The organism is Streptomyces sp. NPDC008001 (assembly GCF_042958085.1).
GTDB lineage: Bacteria > Actinomycetota > Actinomycetes > Streptomycetales > Streptomycetaceae > Streptomyces.
In genome coordinates, this window is sequence record NZ_JBIBIZ010000005.1 from 199,735 (window position 1) to 226,617 (window position 26,883).

Genomic DNA, 26,883 nt, shown 5'->3' on the forward strand with positions numbered 1-26,883 from the left:
GTTGCGGTTGCTCCTTACGAATAGTGCGGATGGTGGTGCGCTCGGGGACTTAGTCGTGCGAGTGCAGCGGCTTGCCGGCCAGGGCCAGGTGAGCCTCGCCCAGAGCCTCGTTCTGCGTCGGGTGCGCGTGGATGAGCTGCGCGACCTCCGCCGGGAGTGCCTCCCAGTTGTAGATCAGCTGGGCTTCGCCGACCTGCTCACCCATGCGGTCGCCGACCATGTGGACGCCGACGACGGCACCATCCTTGACCTGGACGAGCTTGATCTCGCCCGCGGTCTTGAGGATCTTGCTCTTGCCGTTGCCCGCGAGGTTGTACTTCAGAGCGACGACCTTGTCGGCGCCGTACAGCTCCTTGGCCTTCGCCTCGGTGATGCCGACCGAAGCGACCTCGGGGTGGCAGTACGTGACGCGCGGCACGCCGTCGTAGTCGACCGGCACGGGGTTGAGACCGGCCAGCCGCTCCGCAACCAGGATGCCCTCTGCGAAGCCGACGTGCGCGAGCTGGAGCGTCGGGACGAGGTCACCGACGGCCGAGATGGTCGGCACGTTGGTGCGCATGTACTCGTCGACGAGGACGTAGCCGCGGTCCATGGCGACCCCGGCCTCCTCGTAGCCCAGGCCCTGGGAGACCGGGCCGCGGCCGATGGCGACCAGCAGCACCTCGGCCTCGAACTCCTTGCCGTCCGCAAGGGTGACCTTGACGCCGTCGGCGGTGTACTCCGCCTTCTGGAAGAAGGTGCCCAGGTTGAACTTGATGCCACGCTTGCGGAAGGCGCGCTCCAGCAGCTTGGAGCTGTTCTCGTCCTCGACCGGGACGAGGTGCTTCAGGCCCTCGACGATGGTGACGTCGGTGCCGAAGGACTTCCACGCGGAGGCGAACTCGACGCCGATGACGCCGCCGCCCAGGATGATCGCGGACTTCGGGACGCGGTCCAGGGTGAGCGCGTGGTCCGAGGAGATGATGCGGTTGCCGTCGATCTCCAGGCCCGGCAGCGACTTCGGCACGGAGCCGGTCGCGAGGAGGACGTGGCGACCGGTGTAGCGCTGGCCGTTCACGTCCACGGACGTGGGGGAGGACAGGCGGCCCTCGCCGGTCACGTAGGTGACCTTGCGGGAGGCGACCAGACCCTGCAGGCCCTTGTACAGGCCCGAGATCACGTCGTCCTTGTACTTGTGGACGCCCGCGATGTCGATGCCCTCGAAGGTGGCCTTGACACCGAACTGCTCGCTCTCGCGAGCCTGGTCGGCGATCTCGCCGGCGTGCAGCAGAGCCTTGGTGGGGATGCAGCCGCGGTGCAGGCAGGTGCCGCCCAGCTTGTCCTTCTCGATCAGGGCGACGTCGAGACCCAGCTGCGCTCCGCGCAGGGCAGCGGCGTAACCGCCGCTACCGCCTCCGAGGATCACTAGGTCGAAAACGGTGCTGGCGTCGTTCGCCACGTCACGTCCTCCATGCATGGGTACGCCGGAGCCGGTCACCGATGACCGGGCGGCGGCTGTCGTTCGGCCGCGTTTCTTCGGCCCTGTAATTAGGGGGCCCTGTCCTGCCGAGTCAACATCTTCGCATTTGTTGACGGACGGCGGGACGCCGGGCCCGGTCTCAGAGGCGACTGTTGCGTCACCTTCGGGGGTTACTCGCGCGTACGGGCCGGGGATTTCGTTACGGGCGAACGGATCCGCCCGGCCCCGGGCAAAAGCCGCGGGGCCGGACGGGACTGACAGACCCGGCGGACCGGACGGACGTGGCGGACCGCTCAGCCGAGGTCGCCGGCGGCGGTGTGCTCCGCCAGCCGGACCAGGGTGCGGACCGCGGAGCCGGTGCCGCCCTTGGGGGTGTAGCCGTACGGGGCGCTCTCGTGGTACGCCGGGCCCGCAATGTCCAGGTGGGCCCAGGTGATGCCCTCGCCCACGAACTCCTTCAGGAAGACGCCCGCGAGCAGGCCGCTGCCCATCCGCTCGCCCATGTTGGCGAAGTCGGCGACCGGGGAGTCCATGCCCTTGCGCAGCTCGGCGGGGAGCGGCATCGGCCACGCCTGCTCGCCGACCTCCCCGGCGATCTCGTAGAGCGACGTGCGGAACGCGTCGTCATTGGCCATGACGCCGAACGTGCGGTTGCCCAGCGCGAGCACCATGGCGCCCGTCAGGGTGGCCACGTCCACGATCGCGTCCGGGTTCTCCTCCGAGGCGCGGGCCAGGGCGTCGCCCAGGACCAGGCGGCCCTCGGCGTCCGTGTTGAGCACCTCGACGGTCTTGCCGCCGTACATCTTCAGGACGTCACCGGGACGGGTGGCGGAGCCGGACGGCATGTTCTCCGCGAGGGCCAGCCAGCCCGTCACGTTGACCCGCAGGCCCAGGCGGGCGGCGGCCACGACCGCGGAGAACACGGCGGCGGCGCCGGCCATGTCGCACTTCATGGTCTCGTTGTGGCCGGCCGGCTTCAGGGAGATGCCGCCCGAGTCGTACGTGATGCCCTTGCCGACGAACGCGAGGGTCTTCTCCGCCTTCGGGTGGGTGTAGGCGATCCGCACCAGGCGGGGCGGGGCGTCCGAGCCGCGGCCGACGCCCATGATGCCGCCGAAGCCGCCCTTGATCAGGGCCTTCTCGTCCAGCACCTCGACCTTGAGGCCGAACTCCTTCGCGGCGGTCTGGGCCGCGGCGGCGAACGTCTTCGGGTCGAGCTCGTTCGGCGGCATGTTGACCAGGTCGCGGGCCCGGTTGACCTCCTCGGCCACGGTGACGGCGCGGTCGGCCGCGGCCTTGAACGCCTTGTCGCGCGGCTTGGCGCCGAGCAGGGCGATCTCGGCGAGCGGGGCGCTCTTGGCGGCCTTGTCGTCCTTCTTGGCGGCGCCGTTGCCGCCCGGGCGGAAGGAGTACGCGCCGAGCAGGGCGCCCTCCGCCACGGCGCAGGCCGCCTCGGCGTCCTCAACGGGCAGGGCGAACCCGGCCTTCTTGACGCCGGTCAGCGCGCGGGCCGCGGTGCCCGCGGCGCGGCGCAGGGCCTCGTGGCCGAAGTCCTCGTCCTTCGCCGGGGCGTCGCCGAGGCCGACCGCCAGCACGACCGGGGCCTTCAGCCCGGAGGGGGCGGGGAGCTTGGTGGCCTCCCCTTCGCCGCCGGTGGCGCCGAGGGTCTCCAGGACGCCGGCCAGCTTGCCGTCGAAGGCCTTGTCCACGGCTTCGGCGCCGGGGGCTACGACGGGGCCCTTCGGGCCCTTCGCCACGCCGACGACGATGGCGTCCGCGCGCAGCGTCGCCGCACTGGAAGTGCTGAGAGTCAGAGCAGACACGGTGGTGGGGTCCCTACTTCCGTTGAGTTTCCTCGGCCGAGCGGGTGGGCCGGCCGCACCCCGGGCATCGTATGCGGTGCCTCGCCTGGTGGCTTTGGCGGTGTCGTTCATGGTGCACCGACTTTCGGCGATTCGGCCGTCACGCCCTCTTGCGCCGCGGCGGCGGGCCCTTTCTGCGCCCCTTCTGTGCCCCTTCTGCGCCTTTCTGCGCCTTTGCTGCCGCCGTCAGTGCAGGGTCAGGGCCACCAGGACCGCCGTCGCCGCCGTTTCGGCGAGGGCGCCGAAGACGTCGCCCGTCACGCCGCCGAAACGGCGCACGCACCGCCGCAGGAGGAGCTCCGCGCACAGCAGGCCCGCCACCGCCGCCGCGGCCGTGCGGAGCGGCCCGTACGGGCCCAGGAGGGCGCCCCACGCCGCGCAGGACGCCAGCACCACCACGGTGGCCGCCAGCGCGCCGCGAGGCGCCACCGCGCCCGCCACGGCCGCTCCCAGCCCCTCCGGGCGGGCGGCCGGCACGGCGGGACGGCACGCGAGCGTCAGCGCGCAGCGGGCCGTCACCGCCGCCGTCAGCACGGCGAGCGTGCCCCGTACGGGCGACACCGCGTACGCCCCGGACACCGCCGCCACCTGCGCGAGCAGGACGAGCAGGAGCGTGACGACACCGAACGGCCCGATGTCCGACTGCTTCATGATGCGCAGCGCGTCGTCCGCCGGCTTCCCGCTGCCCAGCCCGTCCGCGACGTCCGCGAGCCCGTCAAGGTGCAGGCCGCGGGTGAGGACGGCCGGTACGGCGACCGCCGCCACCGCCGCCAGGAGCGGGCCCGAGCCCAGGGCGAGCAGGGCCGACCCCGCCGCGGCGGCAGCCGCTCCCACCGCCAGCCCGGCCAGCGGCGCGGCGAGCATGCCGCCGCGCGCCGCGGGCCGGTCCCAGCGGGTGAGGCGCACGGGCAGCACGGTGAGCGTGCCGAAGGCGAAGCGGAGGGCGTCGCCGGGCGTGGCGCGCGCGGGTGTCGTGTCGGTCATCGCGGGCACACTATCCGGCCACGCGGGGACAGTAGGTTGCCGGTGGAGGGCGGGGCCGATCGGGAGCGGGTGCGAGCGTCATGGGCCAGTGGTGGAGCCGCAACATCGTGGAGCCGGGCAAGCTGCCCCTGCTGCTCGCCCTGGGCGCGTTCGTGCTGACGTTCCTGGTGACCCGCGTCATCACCCGTCTGATCCGCGCCGGCCGGGGCCCGTTCCGCAACATCCGCCCGGGCGGGCTGCACGTCCACCACGTGGTGCCCGGCATCGTGCTCACGGTGATCGGCGGCTTCGGCGCCGTCGCCTCGGGCCGGCACGGCCTCGGGGCCATGGTGGCGGCCGTCCTGTTCGGCACGGGCGCGGGCCTGGTCCTCGACGAGTTCGCCCTCGTGCTGCACCTGGACGACGTCTACTGGACGGAGCAGGGCCGCAAGAGCGTCGAGATCGTCGTCCTGACGGCGGCCCTCGTCGGCCTGGTGCTGGCCGGATTCCTGCCGTTCGGGGTGAACGAGCTGACCCCGGAGGAGCTGCACGACCGCGGCCTCGTGGTCGCCAACGTCCTGGCCAACTTCCTGATCGCCCTGTTCGCCCTGGCCAAGGGCAAGCCGCGGATCGCCCTGATCGGCGCGGTGGTCCCGTTCGTCGCCCTGTTCGGCGCCGTCCGCCTGGCCCGGCCGGGCTCACCGTGGGCGCGGCGCTTCTACCGCCACCGCCCGCGGGCCCGCCGCCGGGCGCGGGTGCGCGCGTACCGGCACGACGCGCGCTGGGCAGCGGTCCGCAACAGGATTCACGACCTGTTGGCGGGCGCCCCGGACCGCTGACCACGCGGCGGGGCGCCCTCGTCACGGCAGGCCTCGCGACGTCTGCGCCGGACCGCGTCCGCCCCGCACAGCACGAGCACCGCGGCCACGGCCGCGATGTGCTCCTTGCCCGCCAGGTTCGGCTTGACCAGCACTTCCACCACCATCGCCAGGACGACCGCGGCGCACGTGTACCAGGCGCGGTAGCGCCACGAGACGAAGATCGCCAGCCCCACGACCGCCGCCGACGGGCCGGTGTCCACGACCTTGGCGGCCTCGGCCGGCAGCCCGAACACCGAGTCCGGCCCGATGTGGATCGCCAGCCGCGCGTACGTCGTCCCCGCGAGCGTGGCCACGTACGAGATGGCGAGCGTGCGCCACCTGCCCAGGCAGACCTCCGCGATGCCGAAGACGAGCAGGACCTGCCCCAGCGCACCCCACACGGGCAGGTCCAGCGCCGGGACGAACAGCGACAGCGGGGTCCGCAGCAGGGCCAGCCACCAGGGCAATTGGGCCTGCACCGAACCGATCTTCTGGACAGGCTCGAAGCCCCAGGACTGGTTCTGGACGATCTGGAAGACCGCCGTGAGGACGACGGCCGTGAGCGTCATCGGGATCGCCCGGAACTTCCTGCGCACGAGCGCCCGCCGGACGGTCCCGGCCAGCGGGCCCCACTCGGTGCGCGCGGCGCGACGCAGCGCCGCACGGTTCACCGCCGGCTCTCAAGGTGCTTGCGGTTGAGCCACTTGGGCAGGCCGGGCGCTTCCAGGAAGCCCTCCGCGCGGGCGCTCGCGATGCCGATCCGCAGCAGATCGCTGCTCTTCTCGAACAGCATGAAACGAGGCTCCCAGATGGGGCGGTATTTCGCATTTGCTCGATAGAGGGACTCGATCTGCCACCACCGGGAGAAGAAGCTGAGCAGCGAGCGCCACGCCCGCAGCACCGGGCCCGCGCCCAGCCGGGAGCCGCGCTCGAAGACCGAGCGGAACATCGCGAAGTTCAGCGACACCTGGGTGATGCCGAGCCCCTTCGCCTGCTGCAGCAGCTCGATGACCATGAACTCCATCAGGCCGTTCTCGGAGTCGCGGTCGCGCCGCATCAGGTCCAGCGACAGGCCCTTCGGGCCCCACGGCACGAAGCTCAGCAGGGCGCGCAGCTCCCCCTTCTCGTCGTGGCACTCCAGCATCACGCAGCGGCCGTCGAGCGCGTCGCCGAGCCGGCCGAGCGCCATCGAGAAGCCGCGCTCCGTCGCACCGTCGCGCCAGTCGTCGGCGCGCCGCAGCAGCTGCGCCATCTCGTCCTCGGGGATGTCCTCGTGCCGCCGGATCCGTACGGTGTAGCCGGCCCGTTTGACGCGGTTGTACGCCTGCCGGACGGTGCGCATGGCGCGGCCTTCGAGGGTGAACTCGTCGGTGTCCACGATGGCCTCGTCGCCGAGCTCCAGGGCGTCGAGCCCGTGGCGCGCGTAGACCGTGCCGCCCTCCTCGCTCGCGCCCATCACGGCCGGGATCCAGCCGTGCTCGCGCGCCTCCGTCAGCCACGGCTCGATCGCCCCCGGCCAGGCCTCGGGGTCGCCGATCGGATCGCCGGACGCCAGCGACACCCCGCCCACGACGCGGTACGTGACCGCCGCCTTGCCGCTGGGGGACCAGATGACGCTCTTCTCGCGGCGCAGCGCGAAGTAGCCGAGCGAGTCGCGGTCGCCGTGCCGGTCGAGCAGGGCGCGCAGCCGCTCCTCGTCGTCCGCGGTGAGCGGGTCGGTGGCCCGCCGGGCCCGGAAGGCCGCGTACACCACGGCCAGCAGCAGGAGCGAGCTCATCACGTTGATCGTGACGTCCACCCAGCTGGGGACGCTCAGGCCCGGATAGGCGCTCTCGTCGACCTGCAGCGAGATCAGCCGCATGAAGCCGTAGTGCCAGCGGTCGAAGAACGACGCCCGGTACTCGTCCGGGGCGTCGTTCGCCGCCCGCACCAGCAGGGCCGCCGTCAGCGACGTGACGAGCAGGCCGGCGACCGCGACGATCGCCGCCAGCTTCGGGTTCGAGCGGTCGCCCTTGGCGTAGAACTCCTTGCGGCCCGCCACCAGGGCGGCGACGAAGAGGCCCGTGGCCACCAGCGAGAACCAGTTCAGGGGGTGCCGGTTGAACTCCCGCGAGTACATGAGCGTCGCCATGAACACCAGGAACAGCCCGGCCAGCGCCAGGTTCAGGATCCAGGAGGCGCGCTTGCGCCGGCGCAGCGTCACCGCCATCACGAACGACCACAGGGCCGACGCGAAGCCCGCCGTCAGCAGGTACGGCGTGAAGAACTCGTCGTCGTTGTGACGCCGGATGTCCGCGCCGAACGACACCCACACCGCGCTGAGCAGGTTGATGAAGGTGACGACGCGCAGGTACCACACGGCGAAAGCAGCGGCGCGCCGTGACCTCTGGCCACCGGGCACGTCCTCATCCGGAGTCAAGCGGACTTCTCCCATGAAAGACAACCATTCAGGGCACTGTCTGCGGCGGGGTCCGTGCTCTCCACGCCGGCTGCCGGGGAGGTCAGCCGCGCTCGGGAAGTTCCGCCGCCAGGGCCGCGGCCGCCTGCACCAGTGGCAGAGCGAGCAGCGCCCCTGTCCCCTCGCCCACAGTGACGCCATGATCGAGCAAAGGGTTGAGCGCCATCCGGTCAAGCGCCTTCGCCTGCGCCGGGTCGCCGCTGGCCTGCCCGGCCAGCCACCAGTCCGGTGCCCGGAAGGCCACCCGCTGGGCCACCAGCGCGCACGCCGCGGAGACGACTCCGTCGAGGATCACCGGGGTGCGGCGGACCGCGCTCTGCAGCAGGAAGCCCGTGGTGGCGGCCAGGTCCGCGCCGCCCGTCGCCGCCAGCAGCTCCAGCTGGTCGCCCAGCACCGGGCGGGCCCGGCGCAGGCCGTCCCGGATCGCCGCGCACTTGCGCATCCACGCCAGGTCGTCGATGCCGAAGCCGCCCCGGCCCGTCACCACGGAGGCGTCCGTGCCGCACAGCGCGCCGATCAGCGTGCCGGCGGCCGTCGTGCCGCCCACGCTCAGGTCGCCCAGGACCACCAGGTCGGTGCCCGAGTCCGCCTCCTCGTCGGCGATCGCCATCCCCGCGCGGAACGCCGCCTCCGCCTCCTCGGCGGTCAGCGCGTCCTCGATGTCTATCCGGCCGGATCCGCGTCTGACGCGGTGGCGGGTCACCTCCTCGGGCAGCTCCGCCGGATCGCAGTCCACCGACATGTCGGCGACGCGCAGGCGCGCTCCGGCGCGGCGGGCGAGGATCGCGCCCGCGCTCTCACCCGCGAGGGCCCTCCGGACGAGCGCCGCGGCGCCCTCCTCCGGGCCGCCGGAGACGCCCAGCTTCGCGACGCCGTGGTCGCCCGCGAACACCAGCGCCGTGACCTGCTCCACCGGCTTGACCGGCACCGCCCCCTGCGCGGCGGCCAGCCACTCGGCCAGCTCGTCCAGCCGCCCCAGCGCCCCGGGCCGCAGCCCGAGCCGCTCCCGCCGCTCCTCCGCGTCACGCCGCACGCCCGGATCGGGCCGCTCGATCAGCGTGGCGAAGTCATCAAGATTCAGACCGCTCATCCGCCGGAGCCTACCCGCCCTTCGGACGGCTGGAACGGGCTCGTACGGGTTACTGCCGTTTGGTCACCGCGGGTCGCCTCCGGCGGGGGTTGTCCACGGGGGCGGTGGGGATGTGTTGCGCGGCGGCCCGGCGGGTCGAGGGCGCTCGCGCCTTGGGACGGTCCGGCAGCGTGGGTCACGGCCAGTGGGGGGCCGCGGTGGCGGCGGGGGTGCGGCGGCCCGGCCGGTCAAGGGCGCTCGTGCTGTGCGGCGGCCCGGCTGGGGCAAGGGCGCTCGCGCCTTGGGTTCGTCCGGCACCGCCGGTCACGTCCGGTGGGGGTGGCCCGCCGTTGCGGCGGGGATGTGGTGCGCGGCGGTCCGGCTGGCAAGGGTGCTCGTGGTGCGCGGCGGCCCGGCGGGCCAAGGGCGCTCGTGGTGCGCCGCTGTCCGGCCGGTCAAGGGCGCTCGTGCCCTTTGATCCGCCGCAGTGGTGCTCAGCCCCCGCCGGGGATTCCGGCGGTGCCCGGCGACCCCGGGGCGCGGGCTCGCCGTGGGGGCTGCGGGGGCTACGGCTGCCCCCGCAGGGGAAGCGTCGCGTGGACGCGGAAGCCCGCCGTGCCGTCCTCGCGCGGCGCAGCCGTACACGTGCCGCCCAGGGCCGTGACCCGCTCGCGCATGCCGAGCAGGCCGTGCCCGCCCGCCGGCGCCGTAGCCGGCGGGCGGCCCGTGCCGTCGTCCAGGACGGTCACCGCCAGCGCGTCGGCCTCCCGGGCCAGGGTCACCTCCGCCCGCGCTCCCGGCCCCGCGTGCTTGTGCACGTTGGTGAGGGCTTCCTGCACCACCCGGTAGGCCGCGAGGTCGACCGCCGCCGGCAGGGCCCCCGGGCCGCCGGTGACCGACACCCGCAGCCCCGCCCGCGCGAACCCGTCGACGAGCCGGCCGAGGGCGCCGAGCCCCGGCGCCGGCTCCGTGGGCGCCTCCGGGTCGCCGTACTGCCGCAGCAGGCCCACCGTCGCCCGCAGCTCCGACAGCGCCGAGCGGCTGGCCTCCCGCACATGCGCCAAGGCCTCCTTGGCCTGGTCGGGGCGGCTGTCCATGATGTGCGAGGCGACGCCGGCCTGGACGTTGACGAGCGCGATGTGATGGGCGACGACGTCGTGCAGCTCGCGGGCGATCCGCAGCCGCTCCTCCGCCACCCGCCGCCGCGCCTCCTCCTCCCGGGTCCGCTCGGCCCGTACCGCCCGCTCCTCGATCGCCGCGACGTAGGCCCGGCGGCTTCGGACGGCGTCGCCCACCGCCCCGGCCAGGGCGGTCCAGGCGAAGAGCCCGAGGTTCTCGGGGGAGTACCAGGGCGGCACCCCGAAGACCATGACGGCGCAGGTGAGGAGCGCGACCGTGGCCACGGCGAACCGCCAGGCCGCGGGCCGCCCCGTGCGCGAGGCGAGCGTGTAGAGCGCCACGACCACGGCCATCGCGATCTGCGTGCGCGGCGGGCCGCCCCGGTCGGCGACGATCTCGGTCAGGGTGGCCGCGGACGTCACGCCCAGCACCGTGCGCGGGGCGGCCCGGCGCCACGCCAGTGCCCCGCAGGCCACCGCCCCGAGCAGCAGGAAGCCGGGGCCGGGCGCGTCCGTGGCGCGCCCGCGGCCCGCGAACGAACCGATCAGGACGATCACGTAGACGGCCGCGGACAGCAGCACGTCGGCGGCGACCGGATGCGCCCGCAGCCACCGGTGCGGACGGGCTATGCCGGGAACGGCGAGGGAGCTCATCGGGATCCCGTCTCGTGGCCGCGCCCCCGCCCCCACGGCGGGGGACAGGGGCGCGGCGGTGCTGGAGTGCCGGCGGGCGGAGCGGGCCCGGCCGGTCAGCCCGGGATGAGGCCGTCGTCGCTGAGCATCGCGCGGACCTCGTCCAGACTCGCGTCGGGCGCGGGGAGGATCAGCTCGGAGGGCTCCAGGGCGTCGTCGGGCAGCGGCGTGCCGATCCGGCGCACGGCGTCGAGCAGCGCCCCGAGCGTGCGGCGGAAGCCCTCCTCGTCACCGCCCTCCATCTCTTCGAGCAGCTCGTCGTCGAGCTTGTTGAGCTCGGCGAAGTGGCTGTCGGCCAGCTTCCACTGCCCTTCCCCCATGATCCGTACGATCATGACGGTCTCTCCCTCGGGTCGGTGCCTGCGGGTGCGCGGGTGAACTACTGCTTGTCGAAGCGGGGCCGCTCCTGCTCGGCGTGCGGGGCGGCCTGGCCGGCCGTGCCGCCGCCCTCGATGGCCTGCTTGGGGGCGCTGCCGCCGGCCAGCTCGGCCTTCATCCGCTGCAGCTCCAGCTCCACGTCCGAGCCGCCGGAGAGGCGGTCCAGCTCGGCGGTGATGTCGTCCTTGGCCATGCCCGTGGGGTCGTCGAGCGCGCCGGAGGCGAGCAGCTCGTCGATGGCGCCGGCGCGGGCCTGCAGCTGCGCCGTCTTGTCCTCGGCGCGCTGGATGGCCATGCCGACGTCGCCCATCTCCTCGGAGATGCCGGAGAAGGCCTCGCCGATCCGGGTCTGGGCCTGGGCGGCGGTGTAGGTGGCCTTGATCGTCTCCTTCTTCGTGCGGAAGGCGTCGACCTTGGCCTGCAGGCGCTGTGCCGCGAGGGTGAGCTTCTCCTCCTCGCCCTGCAGGGTCTGGTGCTGCGTCTCCAGGTCGCTGACCTGCTGCTGGAGCGCCGCACGGCGGGAGAGGGCCTCGCGCGCCAGGTCCTCGCGGCCGAGCGCGAGGGCCTTGCGGCCCTGGTCCTCCAGCTTCGTGGACTGGCCCTGGAGCTGGTTCAGCTGCAGCTCCAGGCGCTTGCGGGACGTGGCGACGTCCGCGACGCCGCGGCGCACCTTCTGCAGCAGCTCCAGCTGCTTCTGGTACGAGTAGTCGAGGGTCTCGCGCGGATCCTCGGCCCGGTCCAGGGCCTTGTTGGCCTTCGCGCGGAAAATCATCCCCATACGCTTCATGACACCGCTCATGGGCCTCGCGCGCCCCCTTCTGACGGACTTCGGCTCCAGCACACCTTGCAGACCCCACAGTACGGGCCCTGCTTCCATTACCGCACTGTTCGGGCGCCGATGCGCTCCTCCTCCAGGACGATCACAGGACAGCCGCCCTCCGGCGCAGGGAGTAGACGCCCACCCGGGGAGAGACCGGGGGAACAACCAGGGAAACGGCCGCCGTTGCCGGATCGTTCCCCCGGACGGACCGCGCCCCCCTCCCCGTACCCCGTACCCTTGGGTTTCGTGTTCCGAAGCCGTTCCACTTCCAAGGATGAGCAGGCCGCCGCCGCCAAGACGGCCCCGGCCGAGCCCCAGCAGCCCCGTCACCCGCAGGCCCCCAAGGGCCGCCCGACCCCCAAGCGCAGCGAGGCCGCCTCGCAGCGCCGCGCGATGGCGCACACCCCCGCCAACCGCAAGGACGCGGCCAAGCGCGCCCGCGAGGCGCGCCGCGCCGACCTGGCCAAGCAGCGCGAGGCCCTCGCCAGCGGCGACGAGCGCTACCTGCCCGTCCGCGACAAGGGCCCCGTCCGCCGCTTCGCCCGCGACTTCGTGGACTCGCGGTACTCGGTCGCGGAGTTCTTCCTTCCGCTCGCCGTCCTCATTCTCGTCCTCAGCATGATCAACCGCGGTGCGTTCCAGACGTACGTGCTGCTCGCGTGGATGATCGTGATCGCCCTGATCGTGATCAACTCCCTGGTCACCGGCCTCTCGTTCAAGCGCGCCCTCAAGCAGCGCTTCCCCGACGAGAACACGCGTGGTGCCGTGGCCTACGCCCTGATGCGCACGCTGCAGATGCGCCGCCTCCGTCTGCCCAAGCCGCAGGTCAAGCGCGGGGAGAAGCCCTGAGCGCCTTCGCGCCCGGCTTCCGTGCCGGCGCGGAGGGCTGGCTGCGGGGGCTCGGGGGCTTACGGAACACCGTCCGTCAGGAGCTGGTGGCCCGCCAGCTCGACGAGCAGATAAGCGCCCGCTATCCCGTCGGCCGGCGGCTGCGCATCCTCGACGTCGGCCCCGGCCAGGGCACGCAGGCGCTGCGGCTGGCCCGCGCCGGCCACGAGGTCACGGGCCTGGAGCCCGACCCGCTGATGCTCGGCGCCGTGCGCGAGGCGCTGGCCGCCGAGCCGGAGGGCATCCGCGAGCGGGTGCGGCTCATCGAGGGGGACGGCCGCGAGACCGGCGTCCACTTCACCCCGGGCTCCTTCGACGTCGTGCTCTGCCACGGCGTCCTGATGTACGTGCCCGAGCCGGATCCGATGCTCGCCGGCCTCGCCCGGGTGCTCGCCCCCGGCGGCCTGCTCTCCCTCCTGGTGCGCAACGCCGACGCCCTGGCCATGCGGCCGGGCCTCGCCGGCGACTGGGACACCGCCCTCGCCGCCTTCGACTCGCCCGCCTACACCAACCGGATCGGCCTGCGGGTCCGCGCCGACCGGCTGGAGACGCTGACCGGGACGCTCGCCGGGATCGGGGCGCCGCTGCACAGCTGGTACGGCGTCCGGGTCTTCACCGACCAGGCGACGGACGGCCGCGAGCCGCCGGACGCCGCGGAGCTGGAACGGTTGCTCCTCGCGGAGGAACGGGCGGGGCGGACGGACCCGTACCGGGCCGTGGCGGCGCTGCTGCACCTGTGCGGGGTGCGCGGCGGCTGAGGGCGCCGCCGCGCGGGGCACAGGTGCGCGCCGGTGAACGCGAGTCCGGCACCGCCGGTCACCTCCGGTGTGGGCTGAGCGCCGCGGCGGCGGATTCAAGGGCGCGAGGCGCCCTTGACCGACTCGCACTGCATCACGGGGCGCGTTCACCACCCATTCGTAGGCCTGGCCGGGACAGGCCGCCCCGGAGCCGGGATACTCCCACCATGGATGGCTCACGCGCCCATGCCCGTGCCACGCTCCTCGTGACCGCCGTCGTCTGTGCCGCGGCACTCACCGCCGGCTGTTCCACCACCAGCGCTCCCGGCCCCTCGGGGAAGACCGGGCGGGAGCAGTCGGCACCGTCCGGTGCGCCCACCGTCCCCGGCCAGGCCGGGGAGCTCCAGGCCGCCTACGAGAAGGTGGTCAAGGACGTCCTGCCGTCCGTCGTCCAGATCACGGCGGGCGACAGCCTCGGCTCCGGCGTCGTGTACGACGACAAGGGCAACATCGTCACCAACGCGCACGTCGTCGGCACCGCCCAGACCTTCAAGGTCACCCTGGCCACCGGGGGCGGCGCCCTCGGTGCCCGGCTCGTCTCCAGCTACCCCGAGCAGGACCTGGCCGTCGTCCGGCTCGACGAGGTCCCCAAGAGCCTCAAGCCCGCCGCCTTCGGCGACTCCACGAAGGTGGAGGTCGGCCAGATCGTGCTCGCGATGGGCAATCCGCTCGGCCTGTCCAGCAGCGTCACCCAGGGCATCGTCTCCGCCGTCGGCCGCACCGTCAGCGAGGGCCGGAGCGGCGGCGGTACGGGCGCCACCATCGCGAACATGGTGCAGACGTCCGCCGCCATCAACCCCGGCAACAGCGGCGGCGCGCTCGTCAACCTCGCGGGCCAGGTCATCGGCATCCCCACGCTCGCCGCCACCGACCCCGAGCTCGGCCAGGGCGCGGCCCCCGGCATCGGCTTCGCGATCCCCGCCGCCACCGTCCGCACCATCGCCGGACAGATCGTCAAGAGCGGCCGCGTCACCGACTCCGGCCGTGCCGCGCTGGGCATCACCGCGCGCACCATCGTCGGCCCCGACTTCGCCCCGGCGGGCGTCGAGGTCGTCAGCGTCAACCAGAACGGGGCCGCCGACCGGGCGGGCCTGCGGGCGGGGGACGTCATCACGCGCGTCGGCAAGAGCGACATCACCACGATGCAGTCCCTGTCCGAGGCGCTCGCCGGCCTCAGGCCGGGCGACAGAACCGACGTCTCGTACGACCGGAACGGCACCGCACGCTCGACGACGGTCACCCTCGGCGAAATGTGAGGCTGCGGCCGGCAAAGGCCGTCAGAAGCGTCAAAGGCCGTCACGGCCACCGCAGACGTCACGGCACCGCCTGCCGTCCCCGCGCGGGGACGGCAGGCGGGCGGCGCTCAGGCCTCGGCCGCGGCCCGCAGGCTCATCGCGTAGATCTCCGTGCCGTCCTCGAACAGCGTCACCCGCTCGGCGCCGCCGTCGAGGAGGTCCTTCCAGACCTCGCCGATCCACGACTCGGCGTCCCCCTGCGTGCCGAACTCCTCCGGCTCGACCGCGGGGGAGGTCTCCGTCCCGTCGGCCTTCTCGAACCGCCACACCCACGCCATGTCCGCCTCCTGAGTCGCGCGATACGTCCTGGATACGTCCTGCGCTGCGCAGCCTAACGGGCCGTGAGCGACGAGAAAGGGTGAGCCCCGCGCGCCCGCCGCCCGCGGGCGCGAGACGATCAGTGCGTGGAACTGACACTGCTTGGCACCGGAGCCCCCGACGGGCTGCCGCGCCCCGACTGCCCCTGCGCGTCCTGCGCCACCGCCGTCGGCGACGAGGCGCGGGCCGCGACCGCGGTCCTCGTCGACGGGGCGCTGCTGCTGGACCTCACCCCGGGGCCGGCGTTCGCCGCCGCCCGCGCGGGCCGGTCCATCGCCGGCGTCCGGCAGGTCCTGCTCTCCCACCCGCACGACGGGCCCGCCGTCGAGTTCCCGGCGGGGCTGCCCGCGCCGGGCCGGGTGCCGGACGGCCGCGAACTGGCCGTGATCAGCGGCCACCGGATCCGCGCCGTCGCCCTGGATGCTCCCGGCACGGGCTACGAGGTGACCGCCGCGGACGGCGAGCGCCTGCTCTACCTCCCGCCGGGCGCGGCCCCCGCGGGCCTGAACGGGCCGGGCGCCGGGGCCGCCCCGGCCGTCCCGTACGACATGGTGCTGCTCGACGCCGTCGGCCGGCCGGACGCCCTCGCCCGGCTGCGCGCCGCGGGCGCCGTCACGGCCACCACGGACGTGATCGCCGTCCACCTGGACCACGACGTGCCGCCCGGCCGCGAGCTGCACCGGCAGCTCGCGGCGGCCGGCGCCCGCACCGTGCCCGACGGCACCACGCTCGTCGTCGGCGACTACCACGCCGTGCCGGACCTGCCCCGGCGCACCCTGGTGCTGGGCGGCGCCCGCTCGGGCAAGTCCGTGGAGGCCGAGCGGCGGCTGGAGTCATTCCCCGACGTGCTCTACGTGGCCACGGGCGGCACCCGCCCGGGCGACGCCGACTGGGCGGCGCGGGTGGCCCTGCACCGCGAGCGCCGGCCCGGCTCCTGGCGCACGGCGGAGACCACCGACATCGTCCCCCTGCTGGCCGCCGACGGGCCGCCGCTGCTGCTGGACTGCCTGTCGCTGTGGCTCACCGACGCGATGGACTCCGTCGGCGCCTGGGACGACGAGTCGTGGACCGATGGCGGCAAGGACGCGCTGGCCCGGCGGGTGGCGGAGCTGGTGGCCGCCGTGCGGGCCACGCCGCGCACGGTGGTGCTGGTGAGCAACGAGGTGGGCTCGGGCGTCGTGCCCGCGACCGCGTCGGGGCGCCGCTTCCGCGACGAACTGGGCCGGCTGAACACGGCGATCGCCGGGGAGTGCGAACACGTCCTGCTGGTGGTCGCGGGACAGGCGCTCACGCTGCGCTGAGCGCTCCGTACGCTTGGGCCCCATGGCTGATCCCGACCGCCCCGCCCCCTCCATCAGGGTCCTGCTCGCCGACGACCAGGCCCTCCTGCGCAGCGCCTTCCGGGTGCTGGTGAACTCGGAGCCGGACATGACCGTCGTGGGGGAGGCCGCCGACGGCGCGGAGGCCCTGGAGCTGGCCCGGCTGCACGCCCCGGACGTGGTCCTGATGGACATCCGGATGCCGGGCACGGACGGCCTGGCCGCGACCCGGGCCATCTGCTCCGACCCGGCCCTCGCGGACGTGCGCGTGGTGATGCTGACGACCTTCGAGGTCGACGAGTACGTGGTGCAGTCGCTCCGGGCGGGCGCCTCCGGCTTCCTGGGCAAGGGCGCCGAGCCGGAGGAGCTGCTGGCGGCCATCCGGGTGGCGCGGGCGGGGGAGGCGCTGCTGTCGCCCGCGGCGACGAAGGGGCTGATCGCCCGGTTCCTCGCGCAGCCGGGGGAGCCCGGCCGGCCGGGGCCCCGGGCCGTGCGGCTCGACGCGCTCACCGGCCGCGAGCGGGAGGTCCTCGTGCACGTCGCGGGCGGGCTGTCCAACGACGAGATCGGCGAGCGGCTGGAGGTCAGCCCGCTGACCGTCAAGACGCACGTGAACCGTGCGATGGCGAAGCTGGGGGCCCGCGACCGGGCCCAGCTCGTCGTCATCGCGTACGAGTCGGGCCTGGTCCGGCCGAGGACGGACTAGCCGCCGGCGGCGGGGCCCGCCGCGTCCTCCGCCGCGGGCCCCGGAACCGGCTACGGCAGCGCCAGCATCCGCTCCAGCGCGAGCTTCGAGAACGCCGCCACCTCCGGGTCCACCTCGATCCGGTTGACGACCTTGCCGTCCGCCAGGGACTCCAGCGCCCACACGAGGTGCGGCAGGTCGATCCGGTTCATGGTCGAGCAGAAGCACACCGTCTTGTCGAGGAAGACGATCTCCTTGCCCTCTCCGGCGAATCGATTCGCCAGACGGCGGACCAGGTTCAGCTCCGTGCCGATGGCCCACTTCGAGCCGGCCGGGGCGGCCTCCAGGGTCTTGATGATGTACTCCGTCGAGCCGACGTAGTCGGCCGCGGCCACGACCTCGTGCCGGCACTCGGGGTGCACCAGGACGTTGACGCCCGGGATGCGCTCGCGCACGTCGTTGACCGAGTCGAGCGAGAAGCGGCCGTGCACCGAGCAGTGCCCGCGCCACAGGATCATCTTGGCGTCGCGCAGCTCCTGGGCGGTCAGGCCGCCGTTCGGCTTGTGCGGGTTGTAGAGGACGCAGTCCTCCAGCGACATGCCCATGTCGCGGACGGCGGTGTTGCGGCCCAGGTGCTGGTCGGGCAGGAAGAGCACCTTCTCGCCCTGCTCGAAGGCCCAGGTCAGCGCCCGCTCGGCGTTCGACGAGGTGCAGATCGTGCCGCCGTGCTTGCCGGTGAAGGCCTTGATGTCGGCCGACGAGTTCATGTACGAGACCGGGACGGTGACGTCGGCGACGCCGGCCTCGCTCAGCACGTCCCAGCACTCGGCGACCTGCTCGGCGGTGGCCATGTCGGCCATCGAGCAGCCCGCGGCCAGGTCCGGCAGGACGACCTGCTGGCCGGCGGTGGTGAGGATGTCCGCGGACTCGGCCATGAAGTGCACGCCGCAGAAGACGATGTACTCGGCGCCGGGGCGGGCGGCCGCGTCGCGCGCGAGCTTGAAGGAGTCCCCGGTCACGTCCGCGAACTCGATGACCTCGTCGCGCTGGTAGTGGTGGCCGAGGACGAAGACCTTGTCCCCGAGCTTCGCCTTGGCCGCCCGGGCGCGCTCCACCAGGTCCGGGTCGGAGGGCGCCGGCAGGTCGCCGGGGCACTCGACGCCCCGCTCGCTCTTCGGGTCGGCCTCGCGGCCGAGCAGCAGGAGTGCGAGCGGGGAGGGGGAAGGTGCCTGGAAGTCCAAGGGCTGGGCGGTGGTCACGTCACGCACCCTTTCTGTTCTGCGGACGGCCGGAAAGGGCCTTGTCGTCAATTTGACGCTATCTATCATAACTGCTTCGCGTCAGTTTGACGATGGTGATCGCGTCGATGTGACACATTCCCGATCCGGCGCCGGGTGTGCGAGCATGAAAGACGGAATCACCGCAGCAGGCCCGGAATGAATCCGGGAGACCGGCGGTTGCAGCCGAGGGCAAGCAGTCCGCCCCAAACCCGGGAGTGAAGCAGATGTCCGTTCAGGACGAGAAGACCACTGTGAGCGACGGCATCCTCCTGTCCGACGCCGCCGCCGCCAAGGTCAAGGCCCTGCTGGAGCAGGAAGGCCGTGACGACCTCGCGCTGCGCGTCGCCGTCCAGCCGGGCGGTTGCTCCGGTCTGCGGTACCAGCTCTTCTTCGACGAGCGCTCGCTCGACGGTGACGTCGTCAAGGACTTCGACGGCGTCAAGGTCGTCACCGACCGCATGAGCGCCCCGTACCTGGGCGGCGCCTCGATCGACTTCGTCGACACCATCGAGAAGCAGGGCTTCACGATCGACAACCCGAACGCCACGGGTTCCTGCGCCTGCGGTGACTCCTTCAGCTAGGCCGTCACCCTCACAGCTTGCCGCGAAGGCGGTGGCTCCCCGGCCGGGGAGCCACCGCCTTCGCGGTTTTTCGCAGGAAGCGCCGTGCGGCCTACTTCTCCTGCTGCTGCGTCACCGGCTCCCCGGTCGAGGCGTCCACGACCTTCCGGTCGCCCAGCGGCTCGTCCAGCGTCACCGTCTCGTCGAACTTCTTCGCCATCAGCACGCACTGCCGGCCCGGCTGCTGCTCCGTGCCGGTGACCTTGACCGTCACCGCGGCGGACGACTGCTCCGCGGAGGCCGCGTAGGTCCGGCACACCCCGCCCCAGAAGTGCAGGACGAGCTTCTTCCCCTCCGTGCCGTACGACTCGACGCGTACGGGCGCCGACTGCGGCGTGCCCTTCCCGGGGCTCTCGGAACGCTCCGGGCCGGGGGAGGGCTTCACCAGGAACTCCGGGTCCACCGCGGGCTGCGCGACGGTGACCGACGCGCCCTTGTCCGTGCCCGGCAGGCGCACCTGGAACAGCCACGACGGCACCAGCGCCTGTCGCCCCGCCACCGACTGCGCCGACAGGCCCAGCGCGGCCCCGGTCACCGTCGCGGGCTCCCGCGGCGGCGCCTTCGGCGGGCAGGGCGGCGCGAAGCCGCGCGGGTCGTCGGGCCGGCCGCCGTCCTCCTGCGGGACCGGGGAGGCGCAGCCGCCGGCCGGGGGACGGCCGGTGCCGCCGCCCTTGTTCAGCTCCTTCAGCGCTTCGTCGGCCGTCACCAGCGGGTACGTGGCGCCCTTCGGCGGGAGCTGCAACCGGCCGCTGCCGCGCACGAGCTGGGCGTCCGAGCCGACCTCAAGGGTCGTCCGCCAGCCGAAGGAGGGCAGACCGTCCAGGACGGGATCGGCATTGACCATCCGCACGGCACCGAAGAGCGCCGAGGCGTCGATCTTGGAGTCGTCCTGGCCGAGCGCCTTCAGCACGGGCGCCGCGGCGCTCTTCGCCTTCTCCTCCGGGACGGGCTGCCCGTCCTCCGACGGCTTCTGCTCCTGCTGCGGGCAGCTCTCCGGCTTGCCCGGCGACAGGTCCGCCGCGGGATCCGTGCGCGGCCCCGAGCCCGGCGGGTGCACGCACCCCTTGCCCGGGGTGCCGTAGCGCGCGAACGACCAGTCGCCCGGCCCCTTGCGTGCCACCTGCAGGACCGGCTCGCCGGCACCGGGCGGCCCGCCCACCTGCCAGGTGTCCCCGTCCAGCCGGGGCGTGCCGGACACGTGCAGGGCCGTCGCGAGGGACGCCACCTGCTCGCGGCTCACCTCGCCCTCCGGCAGCCGGACCGCAGCCGTCCGCGGCCCGCCGGGCAGCTTCCCCTCGGCCCGGTAGCGCACGCCGCCGGGGTCGGGCTCGCCCACGGCGATGCCCTGCGAGGGCCCGGTGGGCCCGCCGGCGGCCGGGGCGTCCAGGGCGAGCGGTGGTGGAGAGCCCTCACCGCCCGGCGTGCCGCTGCCCTTGCCGCCGTCGCCCCCCGACGCCGTGGCGGCCCAGTACGCACCGCCGCCACCGGCCAGCAGCACCGCCGCCGCCACCGAGGCGACCGCGAGCCGTGAACGCTTCCGCTGCTGCTTGCCTTCGGGGCTGCCGCCCTCGGTGCTCACCACATCGCTCCTTCGCTCCGCCCGATATCCGTAGTGCCGCATCCCCCGAGAAGGGGACGCGGCTTGGACGGAGCACAGGAGCGAGCGGTTCCACCGCGGCGCGGCTACGGCCGCCGCATGCTTCAGTCGCCGTACTCCGACATGCCGTCGATCAGCCGCGCCGACCCCGCCGGCACGGAGACGCCCCTGATCCGCGCGGGTGAGACGGCCGCCGCGGCCTGCGCGTGCCCGGCGGACCCGCTCCCTCCGGTCCAGTGCGGCGACATCCGTGCGCACAGCCCGCGCAGCTCGGCCAGCGATTCGGGCTCGGACTCGGGAAAAGTGACGTCCTTCACAGGGTTCGGCATAGCGGCACCGTATGCAGGCTCCGCCGCACGATGAAAGGGCTACTATTTGGTAATTTTGTCCGGACGATGGCTGAAACCGTATCCAGGTGTGATTTCCGGACCCGGTAGCGTGGTGTGGCTCGTCTTGATTTCCCCCACCCCTCCATCACTCGCCCCGCAGGAGCAGAACCGCCGTGCGTATCGCTGTCACCGGCTCCATCGCCACCGACCACCTGATGACGTTCCCCGGCCGTTTCGCCGATCAGCTCGTGGCGGACCAGCTGCACACCGTCTCGCTCTCCTTCCTCGTCGACGAACTCGACGTCCGCCGCGGCGGTGTCGCCCCCAACATCTGCTTCGGCATGGGCCTGCTCGGCCTGCGCCCGATCCTGGTCGGGGCCGCCGGCGCCGACTTCGCCGAGTACCGCGCCTGGCTGGAGCGGCACGGCGTGGACACCGACTCCGTCCGCATCTCCGAGGTCCTGCACACCGCGCGGTTCGTCTGCACCACGGACACCGACCACAACCAGATCGCGTCCTTCTACACCGGCGCGATGAGCGAGGCCCGCCAGATCGAGCTGCAGCCCGTCGCCGACCGCGTCGGCGGCCTCGACCTGGTCCTGATCGGCGCCGACGACCCCGAGGCGATGATCCGCCACACCGAGGAGTGCCGCTCCCGGGGCATCCCCTTCGCCGCCGACCCCTCCCAGCAGCTGGCCCGCATGGACGGCGACGACATCCGCGTCCTCATCGAGGGCGCCACGTACCTCTTCACCAACGAGTACGAGAAGGCCCTCATCGAGTCCAAGACCGGCTGGTCCGGGGACGAGATCCTGGCCAAGGTCGGCACCCGCATCACCACCCTCGGCGCCCAGGGCGTGCGCATCGAGCGCGCCGGCGAGCCCCCCGTCGAGGTCGGCTGCGCCCAGGAGGAGGCCAAGGTCGACCCGACGGGCGTCGGCGACGCCTTCCGCGCGGGCTTCCTCGCGGGCCTGACCTGGGAGCTGTCCCTGGAGCGCGCCGCCCAGCTGGGCTGCATGCTCGCCACCCTGGTCATCGAGACGCTGGGCACCCAGGAGTACGAGCTGCGCCGCGGCCACTTCATGGAGCGCTTCACCAAGGCCTACGGCGACGAGGCCGCGGCCGAGGTCCGCGCCCACCTGGCCTGACCCGCCGGCGGTTGCGGGGGCCGCCGGCCCCCGCACCCCGCACCCTCACGCCCTGCGCCGCACCACGTACGCCGTGCCGCGCTCCGCCGGGCGCTCCCCCACGTACTCCTGCTCCCGCATGTCGCACCAGGCCGGGATGTCCAGCCGCGCGGCCTCGTCGTCGGACAGGACGGTCACCACGCCGCCCACCGGCACCTCGCCGATGGACCTGGCCAGCTCGATCACCGGGATCGGGCAGCGCTTGCCCAGCGAGTCGATCACCAGCTCCGACGCCGTCCGGGACACCGGCTCCGGCGCGGCCGGCGCGCCCAGCTGCCGCCGTACGGACGCCACCACCCCCGGCAGGACGTCCAGGAAGCGCTCGACGTCCTCCTCCGCCGTGCCCGGCGGCAGCGACACCCGGACGTTGCCCTCCGACAGCACGCCCATCGCCCGCAGCACATGGCTGGGAATCAGGGTGCTGGAGGTGCACGAGGAGCCGGAGGAGACGGAGAACCCCGCCCGGTCGAGGGCGTGCAGCAGGGTCTCGCCGTCGACATACAGACACGAGAAGGTGACCAGATGCGGCAGCCGCCGCACCGGATCGCCCACCACCTCCACGTCCGGCACGAGCGCGGGCACCCGCTCCCGGATCCGCTCGGTCAGCGCCCGCAGCCGGGCGCCCTCCTGCGCCGCCTCCTGCCGCACGGCCCGCAGCGACGCGGCCGCCGCCACGATCGCGGGCAGGTCGGGGAAGCCCGGCGCCCGGCCCGACTCCCGCTCGTCCGCGGGCCCCTGGGGCGCGAACCGCACCCCCTTGCGGACGGCCAGCAGACCCACGCCCGCGGGGCCGCCCCACTTGTGCGCGCTGGCCGTCAGCAGCGACCAGCCGCCCGCCACGGGCCCCCACGCGAGCGACTGCGCCGCGTCCACCAGCAGCGGCACCCCGGCGGCCCGGCACTCCTCGGCCGCCTCGGCCACCGGCTGCTCGGTGCCCACCTCGTGGTTGGCGGACTGCAGGACGGCCAGCGCCGTGTCAGGGCGCAGCGCCGCGGCGTACGCGCCGGGCGCCACGCGGCCCGCCCGGTCCACGGGCACCTCGGTGAAGCTGCCGCCGGCCGCCTCCAGGGCCGCGGCGGAGGCGAGCACGGCGGAGTGCTCTACGGCCGAGACCACCAGGTGGCGGCCGGTGCGGCGGCGCCCGGCGAGGGCACCGGCAATGCCGTCGTGCACCGCGCGGGTACCCGAAGGGGTGAAGACGAGCTCGTCGGGCCGGCAGCCCACGGCCTCCGCCGCGGCCTCGCGCGCGGCGTCCAGCAGCAGCCGGGCGCGCCTGCCCTCGCGGTAGAGCCGGGCGGGGTCGGCCCAGCCCTCGTCGAGGGAGGCCAGCAGGGCCTGGCGGGCCACGGGGTGCAGGGGAGCGGCGGAGGCGGCGTCGAAGTAGGGCACCCCCAGAAACTAACCCCTCGCCGGAGGCCGGCCCGTGCGTACCGCCCGACCTGCGGCGCAGCCGTCTGACGGTCCCCCAGACGGCGGCCGGACCCGTGGATTCCATCCCTTCGGGGAGTGACGCGGCGCGTTGGGCACCCTCCCCGCGCGGCCCCAAATAGCGTCCAGTAGGGTTTGGTCCGCATAAACATCCAAACCCCTGCCCGCAGCGGGCCGGCGACCGACCAGCGAGACGGCCGCAGCCGGCCGCACGGGCGAGACTCTCGGGAAGGCGCTACGTGAGTCCCAACGGCTCCGACCGCTCGTCGCGGCGCCCGGTGCGGCGGAAGCTGCTGCAGGCGCTGGCCGCGGGCGCTGTCCTGGCGACCGCCTCCGGTTGCACATATAAGGACTTCCCCCGCCTCGGAATGCCCACTCCCGTCACGGAAGAGGCGCCGCGGATCCTCTCCCTGTGGCAGGGCTCCTGGGCCGCCGCCCTCGTGGTCGGTGTCCTGGTGTGGGGCCTGATCATCTGGAGCGTCATCTTCCACCGGCGCAGCCGGACGAAGGTGGAGGTCCCCCAGCAGACCCGGTACAACATGCCGATCGAGGCGCTGTACACGGCGGTCCCGATCATCATCGTGTCGGTGCTCTTCTACTTCACCGCGCGTGATGAGAACAAGCTCCTGACCAACCCGGACAAGCCCAAGCACGTCGTGAACGTGGTGGGCTTCCAGTGGAGCTGGGCCTTCAACTACATGGAGGACGTCGACGGCAACGCCGCGACCCCGGCGAAGCCGCTCCGGGAGAACAAGGAGCTCGACGCGATCCCCGACCGGTTCCTGAAGAAGGCACCGCAGGGCGCGGAGGGTGTCTACGACATCGGCACCCCCGGCACGCGCAACGAGCAGACCAACAACCCCGGCCCCACGCTGTGGCTGCCCAAGGGTGAGACGGTCGAGTTCGTGCTCACCTCGCGGGACGTCATCCACTCCTTCTGGGTGGTGCCGTTCCTGATGAAGCAGGACGTCATCCCCGGGCACACCAACAGCTTCACGGTGACCCCGAACAAGGAAGGCACCTTCCTGGGCAAGTGCGCCGAGCTCTGCGGCCAGGACCACTCCCGGATGCTCTTCAACGTCAAGGTCGTCTCTCCTGAGCGTTACAAGGCGCACCTGAAGGAGCTCGCGGCCAAGGGCCAGACCGGTTACCAGCCGGCGGGTATCGCGCAGACGGATCACGCGAAGAACGCGGAGACCAAGAACAAGTGAGCATCCTCAACGAACCCCAGGGTGCCGCCGCCGCGACAGCCACGGCAGCACCGCCAGTCCGCCAGAAGCAGCCCGGTATCAATGCGGTCAAGTGGCTCACCACCACCGACCACAAGACCATCGGCACGATGTATCTGGTCACGTCGTTCGCGTTCTTCTGCATCGGCGGTCTGATGGCGCTGCTGATGCGCGCCGAACTCGCCCGTCCCGGCACGCAGATCATGTCGAACGAGCAGTTCAACCAGGCGTTCACGATGCACGGCACGATCATGCTGCTGATGTTCGCGACGCCGCTGTTCGCCGGTTTCGCGAACTGGATCATGCCGCTGCAGATCGGCGCGCCCGACGTGGCGTTCCCGCGGCTGAACATGTTCGCCTACTGGCTGTACCTCTTCGGCTCGATCATCGCGGTGGCCGGCTTCCTCACCCCGCAGGGTGCGGCCGACTTCGGCTGGTTCGCCTACTCCCCGCTGTCGGACGCCGTCCGCTCGCCGGGCGTCGGCGCCGACATGTGGATCATGGGTCTGGCCTTCTCCGGCTTCGGCACGATCCTCGGTTCGGTCAACTTCATCACCACGATCATCTGCATGCGCGCGCCCGGCATGACGATGTTCCGCATGCCGATCTTCACCTGGAACGTCCTGCTGACCGGTGTGCTGGTCCTGCTGGCCTTCCCGGTGCTGGCGGCCGCGCTGTTCGCCCTGGAGGCGGACCGGAAGTTCGGGGCCCACGTCTTCGACGCGGCCAATGGCGGCGCCCTGTTGTGGCAGCACCTCTTCTGGTTCTTCGGCCATCCCGAGGTGTACATCATCGCGCTGCCGTTCTTCGGCATCATCTCCGAGGTCATCCCGGTCTTCTCCCGCAAGCCGATGTTCGGCTACTGGGGCCTGATCGCGGCCACGATCTCGATCGCCGGTCTGTCGGTGACGGTGTGGGCGCACCACATGTACGTCACGGGCGGTGTGCTGCTGCCGTTCTTCTCCTTCATGACCTTCCTCATCGCGGTCCCGACCGGTGTGAAGTTCTTCAACTGGATCGGCACCATGTGGAAGGGCTCGCTGTCCTTCGAGACCCCGATGCTGTGGGCCGTCGGCTTCCTGATCACCTTCACCTTCGGTGGTCTGACCGGCGTCATCCTGGCCTCGCCGCCGATGGACTTCCACGTCTCCGACTCGTACTTCGTGGTCGCGCACTTCCACTACGTCATCTTCGGCACCGTGGTGTTCGCGATGTTCTCCGGCTTCCACTTCTGGTGGCCGAAGTTCACGGGCAAGATGCTGGACGAGAAGCTCGGCAAGATCACCTTCTGGACGCTGTTCGTGGGCTTCCACGGCACGTTCCTGGTGCAGCACTGGCTCGGTGCCGAGGGCATGCCGCGCCGTTACGCGGACTACCTGGCCGCCGACGGCTTCACCACGCTGAACACCATCTCGACCATCAGCTCCTTCCTGCTGGGCCTGTCGATCCTGCCGTTCATGTACAACGTCTGGAAGACCGCCAAGTACGGCAAGAAGGTCGAGGTCGACGACCCGTGGGGCTACGGCCGTTCGCTGGAGTGGGCGACCTCCTGCCCGCCGCCGCGGCACAACTTCCTCACCCTCCCGCGGATCCGCAGTGAATCCCCGGCGTTCGACCTGCACCACCCGGAGATCGCGGCCCTGGAACTCGAGGAGAACCTCGCCGCCTCCGGTGAGAAGGCCCTCGCGGGCGGCAAGGAGGCCGGCAAGTGAAGATCCAGGGCAAGATGTTCATCTGGCTCTCCGTCTTCATCCTCGCCATGGCGTGTGTCTATGGCGTGTGGTCGAAGGAGCCGGCCGGTACGACGGCGCTCTTCCTGGCCTTCGGCCTGTGCATCATGGTCGGCTACTACCTGGCGTTCACCGCGCGCCGGGTGGACACCGGTGCCGGTGACAACAAGGAGGCGGACGTCGCCGACGACGCCGGCGAGCTGGGCTTCTTCGCCCCGCACAGCTGGCAGCCGCTCTCCCTGGCGGTCGGTGGCGCCCTCGCCTTCCTGAGCATCTGCTTCGGCTGGTGGCTGATGTACTTCTCCGCTCCGGTCATCCTGGTCGGCCTCTTCGGCTGGGTGTTCGAGTTCTACCGCGGCGAGAACCAGAACCAGTAGCGGCAGCCGCAAGGCGCACCGCAACGGGCCCCGCACACCCACCGGGTGTGCGGGGCCCGGCGCGTGTCCGGGCTCCTTCGCGCACAACCACCCGTTTGCAGTCACCCGACAGGCCGTACGCCCC

At 72.7% G+C, this 26,883-nt stretch carries 25 protein-coding genes; 11 read left to right on the top strand and 14 right to left on the bottom strand.

The features are described 5' to 3' along the window. Positions 1-49: 49 nt before the first annotated feature. The 3 genes from lpdA to ACFZCD_RS15010 form a co-directional block, all read right to left on the bottom strand. A complete protein-coding gene (gene lpdA, locus ACFZCD_RS15000) occupies positions 50-1,438 on the bottom strand; it encodes a dihydrolipoyl dehydrogenase (RefSeq protein WP_391830720.1) in 1,389 nt (462 codons plus the stop codon). Between the two features lie 314 nt (positions 1,439-1,752). Next, entirely contained in the window at positions 1,753-3,282 is a 1,530-nt protein-coding gene (locus tag ACFZCD_RS15005) for a leucyl aminopeptidase (RefSeq protein ID WP_391830721.1), read from the bottom strand. Positions 3,283-3,507: 225 nt separating this feature from the next. After that, positions 3,508-4,305, bottom strand: coding sequence for an adenosylcobinamide-GDP ribazoletransferase (locus ACFZCD_RS15010; protein ID WP_391830722.1), 798 nt, complete (start codon positions 4,303-4,305; stop codon positions 3,508-3,510). Between the two features lie 80 nt (positions 4,306-4,385). Between ACFZCD_RS15010 and ACFZCD_RS15015 the strand changes: the two genes are divergently transcribed. Further along, on the top strand, positions 4,386-5,123 hold the full coding sequence (locus ACFZCD_RS15015; protein WP_391830723.1) for a hypothetical protein: 738 nt from the start codon (positions 4,386-4,388) through the stop codon (positions 5,121-5,123). On the opposite strand, the gene ACFZCD_RS15020 is transcribed toward ACFZCD_RS15015, so the two are convergent. The 6 genes from ACFZCD_RS15020 to ACFZCD_RS15045 all read right to left on the bottom strand — a co-directional run bounded on the left by ACFZCD_RS15020 (position 5,090) and on the right by ACFZCD_RS15045 (position 11,659). Beyond that, complete coding sequence (locus tag ACFZCD_RS15020; protein ID WP_391830724.1) at positions 5,090-5,815, bottom strand: hypothetical protein; 726 nt, start codon at positions 5,813-5,815, stop codon at positions 5,090-5,092. The genes ACFZCD_RS15015 and ACFZCD_RS15020 overlap by 34 nt on opposite strands. Further along, positions 5,812-7,578, bottom strand: coding sequence for a phosphatidylglycerol lysyltransferase domain-containing protein (locus tag ACFZCD_RS15025; protein ID WP_391830726.1), 1,767 nt, complete (start codon positions 7,576-7,578; stop codon positions 5,812-5,814). The genes ACFZCD_RS15020 and ACFZCD_RS15025 overlap by 4 nt, the downstream gene beginning before the upstream one ends. Positions 7,579-7,645: 67 nt before the next feature. Continuing rightward, positions 7,646-8,692 carry a nicotinate-nucleotide--dimethylbenzimidazole phosphoribosyltransferase gene (locus ACFZCD_RS15030; RefSeq protein WP_391830728.1) on the bottom strand — a complete coding sequence of 349 codons (1,047 nt, stop codon included), beginning with the start codon at positions 8,690-8,692 and terminating at the stop codon, positions 7,646-7,648. 545 nt (positions 8,693-9,237) lie between these two features. Next, positions 9,238-10,443, bottom strand: coding sequence for a sensor histidine kinase (locus tag ACFZCD_RS15035; protein ID WP_391830730.1), 1,206 nt, complete (start codon positions 10,441-10,443; stop codon positions 9,238-9,240). Positions 10,444-10,538: 95 nt separating this feature from the next. After that, positions 10,539-10,817, bottom strand: coding sequence for a hypothetical protein (locus ACFZCD_RS15040; protein WP_391830732.1), 279 nt, complete (start codon positions 10,815-10,817; stop codon positions 10,539-10,541). A gap of 44 nt (positions 10,818-10,861) precedes the next feature. After that, the gene (locus ACFZCD_RS15045) at positions 10,862-11,659 is read right to left on the bottom strand and encodes a PspA/IM30 family protein (protein WP_391830734.1); all 798 of its coding nucleotides are present in this window, start codon (positions 11,657-11,659) and stop codon (positions 10,862-10,864) included. 267 nt (positions 11,660-11,926) lie between these two features. Between ACFZCD_RS15045 and ACFZCD_RS15050 the strand changes: the two genes are divergently transcribed. From ACFZCD_RS15050 to ACFZCD_RS15060, 3 genes are all read left to right on the top strand, one after another. After that, a complete protein-coding gene (locus tag ACFZCD_RS15050) occupies positions 11,927-12,529 on the top strand; it encodes a DUF3043 domain-containing protein (protein ID WP_391830736.1) in 603 nt (200 codons plus the stop codon). A gap of 86 nt (positions 12,530-12,615) precedes the next feature. Next, a complete protein-coding gene (locus tag ACFZCD_RS15055; protein WP_391830738.1) occupies positions 12,616-13,326 on the top strand; it encodes a class I SAM-dependent methyltransferase in 711 nt (236 codons plus the stop codon). 206 nt (positions 13,327-13,532) lie between these two features. Beyond that, complete coding sequence (locus ACFZCD_RS15060) at positions 13,533-14,621, top strand: S1C family serine protease (protein WP_391830740.1); 1,089 nt, start codon at positions 13,533-13,535, stop codon at positions 14,619-14,621. A gap of 107 nt (positions 14,622-14,728) precedes the next feature. On the opposite strand, the gene ACFZCD_RS15065 is transcribed toward ACFZCD_RS15060, so the two are convergent. Continuing rightward, entirely contained in the window at positions 14,729-14,938 is a 210-nt protein-coding gene (locus tag ACFZCD_RS15065; RefSeq protein WP_391830742.1) for a hypothetical protein, read from the bottom strand. Between the two features lie 126 nt (positions 14,939-15,064). Between ACFZCD_RS15065 and ACFZCD_RS15070 the strand changes: the two genes are divergently transcribed. Then, positions 15,065-16,279, top strand: coding sequence for a bifunctional adenosylcobinamide kinase/adenosylcobinamide-phosphate guanylyltransferase (locus ACFZCD_RS15070; RefSeq protein ID WP_391830744.1), 1,215 nt, complete (start codon positions 15,065-15,067; stop codon positions 16,277-16,279). A 22-nt stretch (positions 16,280-16,301) separates the two neighbouring features. Further along, the gene (locus ACFZCD_RS15075; protein WP_391830746.1) at positions 16,302-17,003 is read left to right on the top strand and encodes a response regulator; all 702 of its coding nucleotides are present in this window, start codon (positions 16,302-16,304) and stop codon (positions 17,001-17,003) included. 50 nt (positions 17,004-17,053) lie between these two features. Here ACFZCD_RS15075 and nadA read toward each other — a convergent pair whose 3' ends face one another. Beyond that, positions 17,054-18,241: a quinolinate synthase NadA gene (gene nadA / locus ACFZCD_RS15080; protein ID WP_391830748.1), complete on the bottom strand. Its 1,188-nt coding sequence runs from the start codon at positions 18,239-18,241 to the stop codon at positions 17,054-17,056. A 245-nt stretch (positions 18,242-18,486) separates the two neighbouring features. On the opposite strand from nadA, the gene ACFZCD_RS15085 reads away from it, so the two are divergent. Continuing rightward, positions 18,487-18,843, top strand: a complete 357-nt coding sequence (locus tag ACFZCD_RS15085) for an iron-sulfur cluster assembly accessory protein (protein ID WP_058044766.1) — start codon at positions 18,487-18,489, stop codon at positions 18,841-18,843. A 91-nt stretch (positions 18,844-18,934) separates the two neighbouring features. Here the strand turns inward: ACFZCD_RS15085 and ACFZCD_RS15090 are convergent, their stop codons facing one another. Both ACFZCD_RS15090 and ACFZCD_RS15095 read right to left on the bottom strand, forming a co-directional pair. Next, positions 18,935-20,461 carry a hypothetical protein gene (locus ACFZCD_RS15090; RefSeq protein ID WP_391830750.1) on the bottom strand — a complete coding sequence of 509 codons (1,527 nt, stop codon included), beginning with the start codon at positions 20,459-20,461 and terminating at the stop codon, positions 18,935-18,937. A gap of 122 nt (positions 20,462-20,583) precedes the next feature. Continuing rightward, positions 20,584-20,808: a hypothetical protein gene (locus tag ACFZCD_RS15095; RefSeq protein ID WP_391830752.1), complete on the bottom strand. Its 225-nt coding sequence runs from the start codon at positions 20,806-20,808 to the stop codon at positions 20,584-20,586. Between the two features lie 173 nt (positions 20,809-20,981). Between ACFZCD_RS15095 and ACFZCD_RS15100 the strand changes: the two genes are divergently transcribed. After that, entirely contained in the window at positions 20,982-21,956 is a 975-nt protein-coding gene (locus ACFZCD_RS15100) for a carbohydrate kinase family protein (RefSeq protein WP_391830754.1), read from the top strand. 45 nt (positions 21,957-22,001) lie between these two features. Here ACFZCD_RS15100 and ACFZCD_RS15105 read toward each other — a convergent pair whose 3' ends face one another. After that, entirely contained in the window at positions 22,002-23,384 is a 1,383-nt protein-coding gene (locus ACFZCD_RS15105; RefSeq protein ID WP_391830756.1) for a cysteine desulfurase/sulfurtransferase TusA family protein, read from the bottom strand. A gap of 278 nt (positions 23,385-23,662) precedes the next feature. Between ACFZCD_RS15105 and coxB the strand changes: the two genes are divergently transcribed. From coxB to ACFZCD_RS15120, 3 genes are read left to right on the top strand one after another with little or no spacing between them, the layout of a single operon-like run. After that, the gene (gene coxB / locus ACFZCD_RS15110; protein ID WP_391830758.1) at positions 23,663-24,634 is read left to right on the top strand and encodes a cytochrome c oxidase subunit II; all 972 of its coding nucleotides are present in this window, start codon (positions 23,663-23,665) and stop codon (positions 24,632-24,634) included. Further along, positions 24,631-26,364 carry a cytochrome c oxidase subunit I gene (gene ctaD / locus ACFZCD_RS15115; RefSeq protein ID WP_391830760.1) on the top strand — a complete coding sequence of 578 codons (1,734 nt, stop codon included), beginning with the start codon at positions 24,631-24,633 and terminating at the stop codon, positions 26,362-26,364. The genes coxB and ctaD overlap by 4 nt, the downstream gene beginning before the upstream one ends. After that, positions 26,361-26,759 (top strand): cytochrome c oxidase subunit 4, encoded by a 399-nt coding sequence (locus ACFZCD_RS15120; protein ID WP_391830762.1) that lies wholly within the window; start codon positions 26,361-26,363, stop codon positions 26,757-26,759. The genes ctaD and ACFZCD_RS15120 overlap by 4 nt, the downstream gene beginning before the upstream one ends. Positions 26,760-26,883: the final 124 nt, after the last annotated feature.